Genomic DNA, 12852 nt, shown 5'->3' with positions numbered 1-12852 from the left:
TGTCGACTCACAGCTCGATCTGCTCGAGCACGTCGAGCGTGGTGACTGTGGTGCCTTCAGGGGCGAAGTTGGCGAGCAGCATGCGATGCAGTGCCCGGTGCACCGGAGCGAGACCGGCGTCATGGATCGGGATCACAGTGCGCGCCGCCATGCGACGCACGTAGTCGATGCCCTCCGACAACTTCATCCACGGCGCCCCCAGCGGCGCCAGCAGCACGTCGGCGTCCACGGGCACCGCGCTGAGCGAGTCGCCCGGCGCGAAGACGCGCCCGCCGAACACGAAGCCGTAGTTGATCGGCAGAGGCACTCCCGGATAGAGCTGCTCATGGGTGGTGAGCACCGCCGTGACGTCGACGCTCCCGATCGAGAAGCCACCTGCCTCCACGGCGTGGAACTCGACCTCGGCCTCGCGGACCAGCTCGGCGACGTCAGGAGCGCCGAAGAGCGGGACGATGCCCGACGTCGCCGTGACCTGGGCGAGGTGATCGAGATCGAGATGATCCGGATGGGCATGGGTGACCACGACCGCGTCCACCGCCGCGATGTCGCTCAGGGAGGGACCGTAGGCACCGGGATCGACGAGGACCCGAGTGCCGGTGGCGAACTCCAGGAGGACGCACGAGTGGCCGAGATGGGTGAGGGTCAACGCCGAGGTCATCGGGTCTCCTGTGGTTGCACCGGGAAGGACGCCGTACGGGCCGAGGCGCCGCTGCGCGCTTGCCGGACGAGATAGTCGTAGCCGGCCTGGTACTGCTCGGGGTTCCACACGGTGTGGCGCTTGCTCTCGAGCTCCGCCTCGTCCGACCACCGCCTGGGGCCACCGGCGGCCAAGGCGCTCAGCTGAACGCGGCAGGCCGTCTCCAGGAGGGCTGCGCGCATGACTGCGATGGCGATCGTGGGCCCGGCCACGACGAACCCGTGTCCGGGGATGAGCACTCCCGCGGCGTCACCCAGTGCCCGAGCCAGCCCGTCGCCGAGGTCGTCGGTCCGGATCAGGTCGCCCGAGTCGGTGTAGCGAGGGATGTCGGTCTGCTCGAGGAACGGAGCGGCGGCGTGGTTCAGCGCCCTCAAGGGAACATCCAGCGACGCGAAGGTGGCTGCGGCCTCGCCATGGGAATGAACGACCGCGCCGATGTCGAGCCGCGCCGCCATCGTTCGCGTGTGGATCGGATACTCGATGTGCCGACGCCCGGTGCCGGCAAGCACCTCGCCGCCGGGCGACACGAGAACCACCCGCTCGGGCGTGACCTCCTCGAACCCCCAGCCGGCAGCCTTCATCCACACTCCACGACCGTCCGGATCGCGAGAGCTGACGTGGCCCCACACCATGTCGCCGAGCCCCGCTACCGCCAACGCTCCATGGGCTTCCGCCAGGCCTGTCCCGATGTCTTCGATGTCGCTCATGTCAGATGTCCAGGACCAATCGCCGTGTGAGTGCCCTGCTGACACAGGGGAACATGGTGTCTCCGGCGGCTCGCTCGGCCTCGGTCAGGATCTCGTCGCGGTGGTCGGGCGTCCCTTCGAGGACCCGCGCCTCGCAGCTTCCGCAGTAGCCCTCCGTACACGAGAACGGCACCGCCGGCACCACGTCCCGGATCGCGTCGAGCAAGGACCGCTCCGGCCCCGCCTCGAGGGTCACCCCGGTACGGGCGAGCACCACCTCCACGGTCTGGTCGTCTCCGAGATCGGCGGCGGCCGGCCTGGTGGCCGAGGCGGCGAACCGCTCGAAGTGGAACGCCGCGGCCGGCGCGAGCCGGGCCCGCGCGTCCTGAACGGCGTCGAGCAGCGGCCCAGGTCCGCAACAGTAGATGGCCGTGTCGGCGTCGGCCGCAGCGACGATGGCGTCGATGGGCAGTAACCCCTCGGCGTCTTGGGGAACGACGTGGACCCGGTCGCTGGAGATGCTGCGGAGCTCCTCGACGAAGGCCATGCTGCGCGCGGTCCGACCGCCGTAGTGAAGCTCCCAGTCCGCACCCTCCGGCAACGCCTGGATCATGGCGAAGATCGGGGTGATCCCGATGCCGCCCGCAATGAACAGATACCGCCGCGAGGGCGCCAGCGCGAAGTGGTTCCTCGGCCCGTCGACGGGAAGGATCTTGCCGACCAGGCCGGTGTCATGGATCTCCACGGAGCCGCCACGCCCCTCGGTCTCCTTCAGGACCGCGACTTGGTACCGATGACGGTCCGACGCAGAGCCGCACAGCGAGTACTGGCGGCGCAGCCCACTGGGAAGGAGGATCTCCAGGTGGGCGCCGGGCTCCCATGCGGGCAGCTGCTCGCCATCGGGGTCGACGAAGGTGATCGTGACGACCCCTTCCGCGGCCAGTCGGACGTCGGTCACGACCAGAAGCAGCGACGTACCCAACGGCGACGCCTCCGACGCCGCAGAAGCCTCGCGCGTGTCGATCGCTGAAGTCATGAATGATCTGCTTTCTGAGATTGCATGAGTGGTCCGTCCGGTCTCACCAGTCGCTGTCCCCCACCGGTGTGCCGGCCACGAAGTCGCCGAGCCTGCTGACGAACATGCGGCGGAGCTGAAGGACCGCCTTGTCGGACTGCGCCAGGTTCTCCTTGCCGGGCTCGTCGATCCACTGCATGCCCATCTGGGCCACGTGATCCTCGATGTTGACCAGGTCGGGGTGGTCGGCGAAGTCGAACAGGGTCTTCTCACCTCGCAAAATCGCGGTGGCGCACTCGTCGGTGGAGGGGTACTTGGCGATCAGATCCGCCTTGCGGGCCTGGTACGCCTCGAACCTCTCCTTGCCGGCCTCGTCGGTGTGCATCGCCGTGATCTGGATGCTGTAGTGCGACTCGTCGTCGACCGGCACGCGCCACGCCACCTGCTCCAGCCAGCCGTCGCGCTGCGGGACGAGGAGATGCATGGCGTTGGGGAGCATGACCGTGGAGATCACGGGATCCGACTCGTGCTCGACCTCCACGGCGCGGATCCCGAAGTCCATCCGCTCGACGGTGACGTCGCGGACGCGGATCACCCCCGGGTCGAAGCCGACCTCGGTGATGCTCGGGTCGGAGGAGAGCTTGTGGGTGTAGGCCACGTGAGCCAGGTCGAGCGCGTTCTCGACGTTGATGTAGTAGTTGCAGCCCCGCTTGTAGGTGCCGGTGTCCCGCACCAGGGCCGAGGTCATGTCACGGCCGTGCTTCTTGGAGAAGCCGGCGATGTCGTGGAACCTCGGCGGCTCGCCCTCCCCGAAGTAGGCGAAGATCACGCCGTACGTCTCGTGCGTCGGGTACACCCTGACTCGTTGCCGCTTCAGCAGCGTCGGGCCCTGACCCGGAGCCTCCTCGCAACGACCGTCCTCGCCGAACCTCCAGCCGTGGAACATGCAGCGCAGCGAGTCGCCCTCGACGTTGCCCAGGGAGAGCATCGTCCGGCGGTGCGGACATCCGGGCTGCGTGACGTGCGCCTTGCCGCCCGTGCCGCGATAGAGGGTGAACCGCTCACCCATCACCTTGATCGGGGTCGCGGTGCCTGCGGGCAGGTCCGTGGAGAGGCGGATGGGCTGCCAGAAGCTGCGCAGGTACCTTCCTGCTGGAGTGCCCGGTCCTGTCTCGAACGGGCTGAGAGCGGCGTTGGCCGGAGCCGGAGGTGCGGTGATGGTCACGACGATCCCTTTCGGTGCTCAGCGAGCTGAGTGGTGGAGCGCGTAGTGCTGGGCCAGGAGGTCCTTGCCGTAGTCATTGCCGTTGGGCTCGCGCACGATGGTGTGGATGTGGAAGCGTTCCGGCTCCTCGTTGTCGAGGAAGATGCCGGGGTGGTTGTCGTACTCCACCCACAGCACCGGCGAGTGGACGCGGTAGTAGAAGGCGGCGACGTCGTCGTGCCCGCCGCGCCAGCAGAACCGGGTCTCGTCGAGGTGGTCCTCCACCTGACGTCGCTTGGCCTTCGCGTGCACGCCCGGCAGCCGGCTGAGGTAGACGTCGACCAGGTCCAGCAGCAGGCCCTGCTGGTCCGCGCTCAGCTCGGAGCCCTTGATGCCCTCGTACGGCTGCACCTGGTTGTCGCGTCCGGCGCCACCGACATGGCGACCGTTGAAGGGGCCGGCCAGCTCCGCGGGCAGATCCTCGGCGAGCACGGTCCGGCTGAGGAGGAACGCGTCCTCCTGCGACTCCGTCAGACTGCGGCGGAACGCCAGCCCCTTGTCGGTCTCGAGGTCTAGAGCTCGGGTTCCGGCGTAGGCGCCGTCGAGGGAGAAGTTCGGCTCGGCACCGAGGAAGACGGGCGCGAGCACGAGCTGGGAGCCGACGAAGACGCAGTTGATGTCGACGTGGTGGCCCATGATCTGCCAGCCCCACGGCTCCGTCGTGCTCGGTTCGCCGAAGACGAGGAAGTTGTAGGCGAACTCGGTGAGGGTGTCGGTGTAGAGGCCGATGAGCTCGCCGAGGGCGGCGTTGAGCCTCATGCAGTTGCGGGCCGACTCATAGCCTTCCTCGCTCAGGCTCTCGCGCATGAGATCGAGGACGAGGTCGCGCTTGGCCTGCGAGATGCGCTCGAGGCGCACGCCCTTCGCGGGCCACATCACGAAGGCGTTGGTCCACGTCCGCCACTCATCGGAGTCGAGCGGCATCTGAGTGCACATCCGCTCGCTGTCAGTGAGGGATGCGAGGAAGGCCTGGGCGGCGTCGACCGCAGCCTTGTGGTTGGCGCCGGTGTCGGCGAGCTGGTAGAGCCCGCGCATCGGGGTGCCGTCGGTGGTCAGTCCGACGTAGGGCTGTGTGACGTTGCGCAGCGCGGCGGACAGCTCGTAGGCGGGGACGGCGGGAAGCAGCGGCTCGCCGTACAGCACGCCGTCGAGGACGGGAAGGTCGGCCGGCCGGGCCCCCACTCCTCGCAGGGCGCTGAAAGTCTTGTTCGCCATCCTCACTCCTTCGTGGTGGGCTCGTAGTCGGATTGGTTGAGCACCCAGCCCTGCTCGATGAAGTCGGCGCGCGGCGGGGCGAAGACGTCGATGAGCTGGTGCGCGCCTCGGTTGACCCAGCGCGTCGTGTGGATGTCGCCCGGCGGGATGACGGTCACCGACGGGCTCGTGAGCTGCACATGCTCGTCGGGACGCCAGTCGCGCATCCGCTTGGTCCACGGCTGCCGGACGTGGTGGACGAAGTCCCCCTCGACCGTGACCGAGGCCTGCTCGAAGTCGTCGTGCACATGCGGGGAGAGCTCGTCGGTGTCACGTGGGCCGTTCACGGGAACGAACCAGTTGACCATGAGAGATCCGCTGCGGTAGATGCGGCCCAGTCGTCCGGGCACCTGGGCGACGTCAGACAGCGGGATGACGCGAAGGCCTCCCGCGCCCTCGGTCTCCGGCAGTGGGAGGAGCGATGCGACGGCCGGGTTGGGCACTGCGTACGTCGCCGCGTTGGCGGCCTTCGCCGCCACCGAGCCGCGTGTCGAGAAGACCCGGAGGAGGTCACCCGGCCTGCGCATCGTCACCTGTGCCGGGCCTGCGGGGACCACGACGATCGACGGACCCGCCGCCGAGACATGGCTGCCGGGGACCGCGACCTCGACCTCGGTGCCCTCGAGCACCAGAACCAGGTGCTCGTCGGGGGCAGGCTCCTCGCTCAGCACCTCGCCGTTGCCGGCCTTGCTGATGACGGTCACGAAGTTCTGACCGCGGACGTACCACGAGTGCTGACCCTTGATCCGGTCAGGCGGGGCGTACTCCCCCGAGCCGAGCTCGAAGAACGTCGGCGACCACGGGGCCGCTGTGTCACTCATCTGCTCGCTCCAGGGGCACTGCCAGCCGGGTCGTCGGATCGATGAAGAGGTTCTGGATCCACCGGGACCTGATCAGCCAGCGACCGCTGCGCAGCACGAACTCGTCGTGCACATCGCCGACCAGGGCCGGGGGCGTCATCGGCCGCGGAGCCTCCCCGTCTGCTCCGAAGAGAAGCAGCACGGAGGTGGCGCGCACGCGGTGCGGTTCGACCTCGTGCAGGTGGAGGTTGGCCACGATGTGGCGCGACACTCGGGGTCCGCGGGCCCTCCGGCCGGCGTACACCTCCTCGATCTCCGAGGTGCCGCGGAACACCGCGTCGGTGAAGCGGAGCTCCGCATCCGGCGTGAAGTACGTCGCCGCGGCCGCGCCCTCGTGGTGGTCGATCTCGAACCAGAGCGCGGTGACGACCGACATCAGCTCCGAGCTCAGCGCCGACCGGTCCTGCGGCTCGCCGGAGAAGGACTCGCGGGCCAGGTGCGTCGTCACGCCGCGCCCCGCTCCATCAGCGCACCGGTCGCTGCGGCGAGCAGGGAGGTGTCAGCGCCGACCATCGCGAAGGAGTAGCCCCTCACGGCGAGGTCTTCGGCAGCGGCCACGTCCGCGGCGACGCCGCCGAGGGCGATCCGTCCCGTGACCGCCTTCTCCACTCGGGTCGCCAGGTCGCCGAAGGCGGCGGAGTCAGCCGCCAGGCCACTGGAGAGGGCGAGATCGAAGGGCCCGATGAACACGCCGTCCAGACCGGCCGTCTCGACGATGTCCTCGATGGACTCGACGGCCGGGATCTTCACCCAGACGCCGCGGGCTGCCGGCGGCAACGACCAGCCCATCAGCCCTGCACCTCCGCGGCCGTGCGGCTCGTGCTCAGAGTCACCGTGCCGAGTCCTGCGACCACGACCGCGACCACCGCATCCGCCGGAAGCTGGACCGCGGCCGTCGCGGAGCCGGCCAGGATGATGCCCCCTGGGACGATCGGGTGGCCGTGGGTGCCGGCGAGGCGCTGGGCGGCCGCCAGTGCCTCGAGCGGGTCGCCCAGGATGGCCTTGGTGGAGCCGGCGGCCGCGAGGGCTCCGTCGATGCGCAGCTCGACCGCCAGGTCGCCGAGCCCGCCGTCTCGGAGCTCGTCGGTGAGCGGGAGCCACTCCCCGACCGCGAAATAGCTGGCCGAGGTGTTGTCGGCCACCACGTCTGAGAGGCTGAAGGAGAAGTTGCGGTAGCGGCTGTCGATGACCTCGACGGCGGCAGCCACGTGGGTGACGTGTGCCAGCAGATCCTCCGCAAGCGTGCTGATCGAGACGTCCTCCGCCAGGCGGAACGCGATCTCGGGCTCGACGCGCGGGTGGATCATCGCGCCGTGATCGAGATCTCCGCCGGCCGGCACCTGCATCTCGTCGGTGAGCACACCGAGGATGACGTCGGCCACGCCCATCTGCCTGGCCTTCTCCCTGCTGGTGAATCCCAGCTTCACGCCCACGACCTGCTCGCCACGCCCGCGCCTCGCCTCGACTCCGCGCAGCAGCACCCGGTAGGCGTCCGCGAGCGACAGGTCGACGCGGCCGGCGTACTGGTCGATCTCGCGGGCCCTCAGCCGCGCCGCGTCGAGCTCCTCGGCGATCTGGTCCAGGCTCGGCTCAGTCATGGCTGCCCGCCGTGGTGGGGAGCGGCCTCGGCCAGCGTCACGTCGCCGTTGGCCCAGTGCGTCGTCGGCACCTCGGTCACGATCACGCGGACGGTACGCGCCGGGGTGTCCAGCGACGTGACCACTGCCTCCGTCACCGCGCTGATCAGCCGCCGGATGCTCTCCGGATCACGACCGCTACGGACTTGGATCGCCACGTGAGGCAAAGCAGCCACCTTCCGATATCTCGTATTACGAGATCTAGTTTCGTATTGCGCACAATGTAACGTGCGTCACGTTGCGCCGCAAGGGCGTTCGGCAATCAGGAGGCGCGTCTCGATGGCAGAGGGCGACGAGGGGCTCCGTAACCGGTCAGCGGGATCACGCATCGCCGTCATCGAGAAGGCGGTCAGGGCACTGGACGCGCTGCTGCCTGTCGAAGGCGGGCTCACGCCCACGGAGGTGGCCGAGGCGATCGGCACCAACCGGAGCACCGCCTTCCGGCTCCTCACCTCACTGGAACAGACGGGGCTCGCCGCACGAGACATGTCCGGCGGGTACCACCTCGGCATGAAGCTGCTGCAGCACGGCGCGGCGATGCGCAACGGCATGAGCATCATCAGGATCGCCGAGCCGACGCTCATGGACCTGAGAGACAAGACTCGCCAAAGCGTCCTCTTCGCGATCCGCGAGGGCTGGGGCACGCGATGCCTCTACCGCTTGGCCGGACCCGAGACGGATCGCCTGGCGGGCAACGACCGAGGCTCGTCATCCGTCGAGCGGCGTGAGGTCCTGCTCGATACCGGCCGCCGCCTTCTGGAGCGCCGCCACCACGCCGGGCAGGTGGTTCCGGTCGTACCGGACAGACGGCATCGAGAGGGAGACCCCGGCCACGACGCGTCGGCCGGCACCGCGAACGGGCACGCCGATGGCCACGACTCCGCGTTCGGAACGACCGTTGTTCACGGCGAAGCCGGCCTTGCGGATCCGGGTCAGCTCCACTCGGAGCCTGCGAAGGTCGGGACGGGTCTGCGGCTCGTAGGCGTAGGTGGCCGCGGCGTAGACCTCCGTCAGCTCGTCGGCACTCAGGTCGGCCAGGAGCAGAAGGCCCGCGGTGGTGCGGTGGGCGGGGAAGACCATCCCCTCGCGGTTGCCCACGCGAAGTGCTTGGCTGCACTCCACCGAGGCGACGAAGCGAGCCGTGGTACCGGCTCGGACGGTCAGGTTGGCCGACTCGCCGATGGCGTCGACCAGGCGCTGGAGATGCGGAAGCGCCGCCGTACGCAGCCGTGAGATCTCGGAGCCGGAGTGCGCGGCGAGCTGGAGGACCGGTCCCGCGCGGTAGCTGCGGTCTTCACCCTGGGCGGCGAAGTCGCGGTAGACGAGCATCTGCAGCAGACGGTGGGCCGTCGATCGCGCGACGCCCAGGCGCTCGGCGGCGTCGGCGACGGTCAGCGAGCCCTCGAGCTGCAGCATCGACGCGATCCGCAGAGCGTGGTCGACGGAGGTGATGGCGTAGACCGGCGGCGTCTTGAGTGGCTTCTCCATGTCTCCCCGTTCCGTAGAGCAGAATTGCGCGTTCTAGAAGCGTGGGCGGGCTCACTATAGCCGCATGGCTGCGACGCAGAACCGAGCGACTCCCGTCAAGCTGACCGCCGTTGCTGCCCCCGATCAGCCCGAGGTCACCCCTGCGCTGGAGGAGCTCTACCGCGGCTTCGAGCAGGAGCTGCTCGTTCCCCTGTGGACCGAGATCGGCGACCTCATGCCCGCCCATCCGCGCAGCCGCGCGGTGCCGCACCTGTGGCGGTGGGAGAGCCTGCGCAGGCTCGCCGACCAGGCCGGGCACATCGTCCCGGTCGGACGCGGCGGAGAGCGCCGCGCGATCGCGCTCGCGAACCCCTCCCTGGGCGGTCGCCCCTTCGCCACCCCGACCCTGTGGGCGGCCATCCAGTACCTCATGCCCGGCGAGGACGCCCCCGAGCACCGCCACACCCAGCACGCCTTCCGCTTCGTCGTCGAAGGCTCGGGCGTATGGACGGTCGTCGGTGGCGACGCGGTCCCGATGAACCGCGGTGACTTCCTGCCCCAGGCTGGCTGGAACTGGCACGCCCACCACAACGCGACCTCGGAGCCGATGGCCTGGGTCGACGGCCTCGACATCCCGTTCCAGTACGTCACCGAGGCCCAGTTCTTCGAGTTCGGCCGCGACGAGATCGGTGCGGCCGAGCGGATCACACCGGAGCGCTCCCGGTCCGAGCAGCTGTGGGCCCACCCCGGCCTGCGTCCGCTCTCGGCCGGATCGACCGGCGAGCCGACGCCGGGCAGCCCGCTGCTGGCCTACAAGTGGGCCCACACCAACGCCGCGCTGAACGACCAGCTCCAGCTGGAGAGGGCGGGCTTCGGCGGCACCGTCGAACCTGGCCACGCCGCGGTTCGCTACACCAACCCACACAACGGCGCCGACGTGCTGCCGACGATCCGCGCGGAGTTCCACCGCCTCGCCCGTGGCGCCGAGACCGCGCCGGAGCGGGAAACCGGGTCCTCGGTGTTCCAGGTCTTCGACGGCTCGGGCGTCGTGACTGTCGGCGACCAGTCCTGGACGGTCACCCGCGGCGACCTGTTCGTGGTGCCGTCGTGGACGCCGTTCAGCTTCAGGTCCGAGGCCGGCGCATCCGACTCCGACGAGGGGGCGCTCGACCTGTTCCGCTTCTCCGACGCGCCCGTCTTCGAGGTACTCCGGCTCAACCGCACCCAGAAGGACGCCTGATGCCCAAGCTCGCCACCATCCGCACCGCAGGCGGCACCCGCGCGGTCCGCCTCGACGGCGACCGGCTCGTCGACCTCGGCTTCGCCGACGTGGGCGCATTCTTGGCCGCTGGCTCACCCGACGTGCCCAAGGACTCGGCGACCTACGCAGTCGAGGGCGCGGACTTCGCTCCCGTGGTGCCCAACCCGAGCAAGGTCGTCTGCGTGGGCTTGAACTACGGGAGCCACATCGAGGAGATGGGCCGCGACCTGCCGGAGTACCCGGTGCTGTTCGCGAAGTTCGCCGACACCCTTGCCGGCGCGAACGACGACATCGCGAAGCCGGCCGAGACCGACCAGCTCGACTGGGAGTGCGAGCTGACCATCGTCATCGGCCGGACCGTCCGGCGTGCCGACGAGGCCGAGGCGGCCGGCGCGATCGCCGGGTTCACCGCCGCGAACGACTACAGCGTGCGGGACTGGCAGTTCCGCACCCGGGAGTGGCTGCAGGGCAAGATCTGGGAGGCCACCACCCCTGTCGGCCCGTACGTCGTCACCCCCGACGACCTGCCCGGCGGCGTACGCCCGTCGCTCGACACCGAGCTCACCGTCGACGGCGTCGTCAAGCAGACCGCGAACACTGCCGATCTGCTCTTCGACCCGGTGCACCTGGTGCAGTACCTCTCCACCATCACCACCCTTCGCCCCGGCGACCTCATCCTGACCGGCACCAACGGCGGCGTGGGCCACGCGCGAAGTCCGCAGGAGTTCCTGGTCGGCGGTGAGACCGTGCAGATCACCGTCCAGGGCATCGGCACCATCACCAACCACATCGTCAAGCGCTGACGATGACGACATCGACGCGCACGTTCGCCGACGCTCGGCGTTGGATGGCCGAAGGGAGCGAGCTCTTCCTCGACGCGGTCACCGGCCTCGGGGAGAGCGGCTTCGGTGCCGACAGCGGTCTTCCGGGGTGGACCCGCAAGCACCTCGCCGCCCATGTCGCGGGGAACGCCGAAGCGTTGGGCCATCTCGTGCATTGGGCGGCCACTGGCGTCGAGACGCCGATGTACTCCTCGCCCGAGGAGCGCGCGCACAGCATCGAGAGAGGCGCCACCCTGCCGGCTGCGGCACTCGACTCGTGGCTGCGCCACTCCGCCGAGATCCTCGCCGAGGCGATGGACCGTCTCACCGCCGAGCAGTGGCGGCACCCGGTCGTCACCGCCCAGGGGCGGACGGTGCCGGCCACCGAGATTCCTTGGCTGCGAGCACGCGAGGTCAACGTGCACGCCGTCGACCTGGCCACCGGCATCACCTTCGCCGACCTGTCGAGCGACTTCTGCGAGGCGCTGGTCACCGACATCGTGGCTAAGCGTGGCATGACGACGTTGCCGCCCGAGGTCGTCGACGCGCCGCTCGCCGAGGTGACGGCCTGGCTGGCCGGCCGGCCGCACTCCCTCAGCGCCGCTCCGATGCTCGGGCCCTGGATCTGACGGGAGGAGGACATGAGCAGCACCCCCGACGTCGTCGTCGTCGGCGGCGGCATCGGCGGCCTCTCCGCCGCCTACGCCCTGAGCCGCGAGGGCCTGACGGTGCGCCTGCTCGAACGGGCACCGGAGTTCGGCGAGGTCGGTGCCGGTCTCCAGATCGCCCCGAACTGCACCCGCATCCTTCATGAGTACGGCCTCCTCGAGGAGGTCATCGACCTCGGAGTCGTCCCCGACGACATGATCATGTTCGACGGCCTCGACGGCAGCGAGCTGACCCGCCTGGACCTACGGGACCTGGAGAGGCGGTACGGTTTTCCGTACCTCGTCATCCACCGCTCCGACCTGCACGCCACCTTCCTGCGCGCGTGCCGGCGCGCCGGCGTCGAGCTGGTGAACAACGCGACCGCCACGTCCTACGAGCAAGGCGAGGGCGAGGCCACCGTGATCCTCGAGGACGGCTGCCGGCACACCGCGCCGCTGGTCATCGCCGCGGAAGGCATCGGCTCCCCCGCCCGCTTCCAGTACGTCGGCGACCACCCGGTGAGCTCCGGGTATGTCGCCTACCGCGGCGCGATCCCGATCGACGACGCCCGCGAGAACAACATCCACGAGAAGGCCGTCGTCGTCCACCTCGGCAACAACTGCCACTTCGTGCAGTACGCCCTGCGCGGCGGCGAGATGTTCAACCAGGTCGCCGTCTTCGAGTCACCCAAGGCGCTGGCCGGCGAGGAGGACTGGGGCACGCCGGACGAGCTCGACGCCGCCTTCGCCGATACCACCGGGGACGTCCAGAACGGCCTGAGGTTCATGTGGCGCGACCGCTGGTGGCGGATGTTCGACCGCGAACCGATACCGGACTGGATCTTCGGCCGGGTAGCCCTTCTCGGCGACGCGGCACACGCTCCCCTACAGTACATCGCCCAGGGCGCGATCATGGCCATCGAGGACGGCTGGGTGCTCGCCAAGCACGCTGCGGCACACCGGCTCGCCGACGGCTCGGTCGACTGGGAGTCGGCGCTCGCGGCGTACAACGCGGTGCGCACCCAGCACACCGCCCGCGTCCTGGCGACCTCGCGGGAGTGGGGCGTCCTGTGGCACCACGTCGGCGTCAAGCGCGAGCAGCGCAACGTGATCCTCAGAGCCCGCGACACCTACGACTACTCCTTCGTCGACTGGCTCTACGGGCCGACCACCCTCGCGCCCGAGGAGGAGGCGCCGATGTTCACCCCCATCCCGCTCGCGCCGCCCGACAGCTCGGCATGAC

Annotated in this window: 15 protein-coding genes and 1 pseudogene; 5 read left to right on the top strand and 11 right to left on the bottom strand. The window is 69.5% G+C overall.

The features are described 5' to 3' along the window. Window positions 1-7 precede the first annotated feature (7 nt). The 10 genes from Aple_RS01950 to Aple_RS01905 are packed head-to-tail and all read right to left on the bottom strand — an operon-like array spanning window position 8 to window position 7571. A complete protein-coding gene (locus Aple_RS01950; protein ID WP_155342658.1) occupies window positions 8-658 on the bottom strand; it encodes an MBL fold metallo-hydrolase in 651 nt (216 codons plus the stop codon). Then, complete coding sequence (locus tag Aple_RS01945) at window positions 655-1404, bottom strand: class II aldolase/adducin family protein (protein ID WP_155342657.1); 750 nt, start codon at window positions 1402-1404, stop codon at window positions 655-657. The genes Aple_RS01950 and Aple_RS01945 overlap by 4 nt, the downstream gene beginning before the upstream one ends. A gap of 1 nt (window position 1405) precedes the next feature. Continuing rightward, complete coding sequence (locus tag Aple_RS01940) at window positions 1406-2419, bottom strand: PDR/VanB family oxidoreductase (RefSeq protein ID WP_155342656.1); 1014 nt, start codon at window positions 2417-2419, stop codon at window positions 1406-1408. Between the two features lie 43 nt (window positions 2420-2462). Next, the gene (locus Aple_RS01935) at window positions 2463-3623 is read right to left on the bottom strand and encodes a Rieske 2Fe-2S domain-containing protein (protein WP_170321234.1); all 1161 of its coding nucleotides are present in this window, start codon (window positions 3621-3623) and stop codon (window positions 2463-2465) included. Window positions 3624-3641: 18 nt separating this feature from the next. Further along, window positions 3642-4877, bottom strand: coding sequence for a DUF3500 domain-containing protein (locus Aple_RS01930; protein ID WP_155342654.1), 1236 nt, complete (start codon window positions 4875-4877; stop codon window positions 3642-3644). Window positions 4878-4879: 2 nt separating this feature from the next. Then, window positions 4880-5737 (bottom strand): hypothetical protein, encoded by an 858-nt coding sequence (locus Aple_RS01925; RefSeq protein WP_155342653.1) that lies wholly within the window; start codon window positions 5735-5737, stop codon window positions 4880-4882. Beyond that, window positions 5730-6224 carry a nuclear transport factor 2 family protein gene (locus Aple_RS01920; protein WP_155342652.1) on the bottom strand — a complete coding sequence of 165 codons (495 nt, stop codon included), beginning with the start codon at window positions 6222-6224 and terminating at the stop codon, window positions 5730-5732. The genes Aple_RS01925 and Aple_RS01920 overlap by 8 nt, the downstream gene beginning before the upstream one ends. Beyond that, window positions 6221-6565: an aldolase/citrate lyase family protein gene (locus tag Aple_RS01915; RefSeq protein WP_155342651.1), complete on the bottom strand. Its 345-nt coding sequence runs from the start codon at window positions 6563-6565 to the stop codon at window positions 6221-6223. The genes Aple_RS01920 and Aple_RS01915 overlap by 4 nt, the downstream gene beginning before the upstream one ends. Continuing rightward, on the bottom strand, window positions 6565-7374 hold the full coding sequence (locus Aple_RS01910; protein ID WP_155342650.1) for a 2-keto-4-pentenoate hydratase: 810 nt from the start codon (window positions 7372-7374) through the stop codon (window positions 6565-6567). The genes Aple_RS01915 and Aple_RS01910 overlap by 1 nt, the downstream gene beginning before the upstream one ends. Beyond that, window positions 7371-7571, bottom strand: a complete 201-nt coding sequence (locus tag Aple_RS01905) for a tautomerase family protein (RefSeq protein WP_246264032.1) — start codon at window positions 7569-7571, stop codon at window positions 7371-7373. Before Aple_RS01905 ends, Aple_RS01910 begins: the two co-directional genes overlap by 4 nt. 121 nt (window positions 7572-7692) lie before the next feature. On the opposite strand from Aple_RS01905, the pseudogene Aple_RS56150 reads away from it, so the two are divergent. After that, a pseudogene (locus Aple_RS56150) lies at window positions 7693-7887 on the top strand (helix-turn-helix domain-containing protein); the annotation flags it as partial. A gap of 234 nt (window positions 7888-8121) precedes the next feature. Here the strand turns inward: Aple_RS56150 and Aple_RS01895 are convergent. Beyond that, entirely contained in the window at window positions 8122-8901 is a 780-nt protein-coding gene (locus Aple_RS01895) for an IclR family transcriptional regulator (protein WP_155342648.1), read from the bottom strand. Window positions 8902-8965: 64 nt separating this feature from the next. On the opposite strand from Aple_RS01895, the gene Aple_RS01890 reads away from it, so the two are divergent. Genes Aple_RS01890 through Aple_RS01875 form a run of 4 tightly spaced genes read left to right on the top strand, consistent with a single transcriptional unit; the run spans window position 8966 to window position 12851 of the window. Continuing rightward, the gene (locus Aple_RS01890; protein ID WP_155342647.1) at window positions 8966-10120 is read left to right on the top strand and encodes a cupin domain-containing protein; all 1155 of its coding nucleotides are present in this window, start codon (window positions 8966-8968) and stop codon (window positions 10118-10120) included. Beyond that, window positions 10120-10944 (top strand): fumarylacetoacetate hydrolase family protein, encoded by an 825-nt coding sequence (locus Aple_RS01885; protein WP_155342646.1) that lies wholly within the window; start codon window positions 10120-10122, stop codon window positions 10942-10944. Before Aple_RS01890 ends, Aple_RS01885 begins: the two co-directional genes overlap by 1 nt. Before the next feature lie 2 nt (window positions 10945-10946). Next, window positions 10947-11591, top strand: coding sequence for a maleylpyruvate isomerase family mycothiol-dependent enzyme (locus Aple_RS01880; protein WP_155342645.1), 645 nt, complete (start codon window positions 10947-10949; stop codon window positions 11589-11591). 12 nt (window positions 11592-11603) lie between these two features. After that, a complete protein-coding gene (locus Aple_RS01875) occupies window positions 11604-12851 on the top strand; it encodes an FAD-dependent oxidoreductase (protein ID WP_155342644.1) in 1248 nt (415 codons plus the stop codon). Window position 12852: the final 1 nt, after the last annotated feature.

Source organism: Acrocarpospora pleiomorpha (genome assembly GCF_009687885.1).
GTDB classification, from domain to species: Bacteria; Actinomycetota; Actinomycetes; order Streptosporangiales; family Streptosporangiaceae; genus Acrocarpospora; species Acrocarpospora pleiomorpha.
The sequence above is the reverse complement of the archived record's forward strand: the minus strand, read 5'-3'. Positions and strand labels throughout refer to the sequence as shown.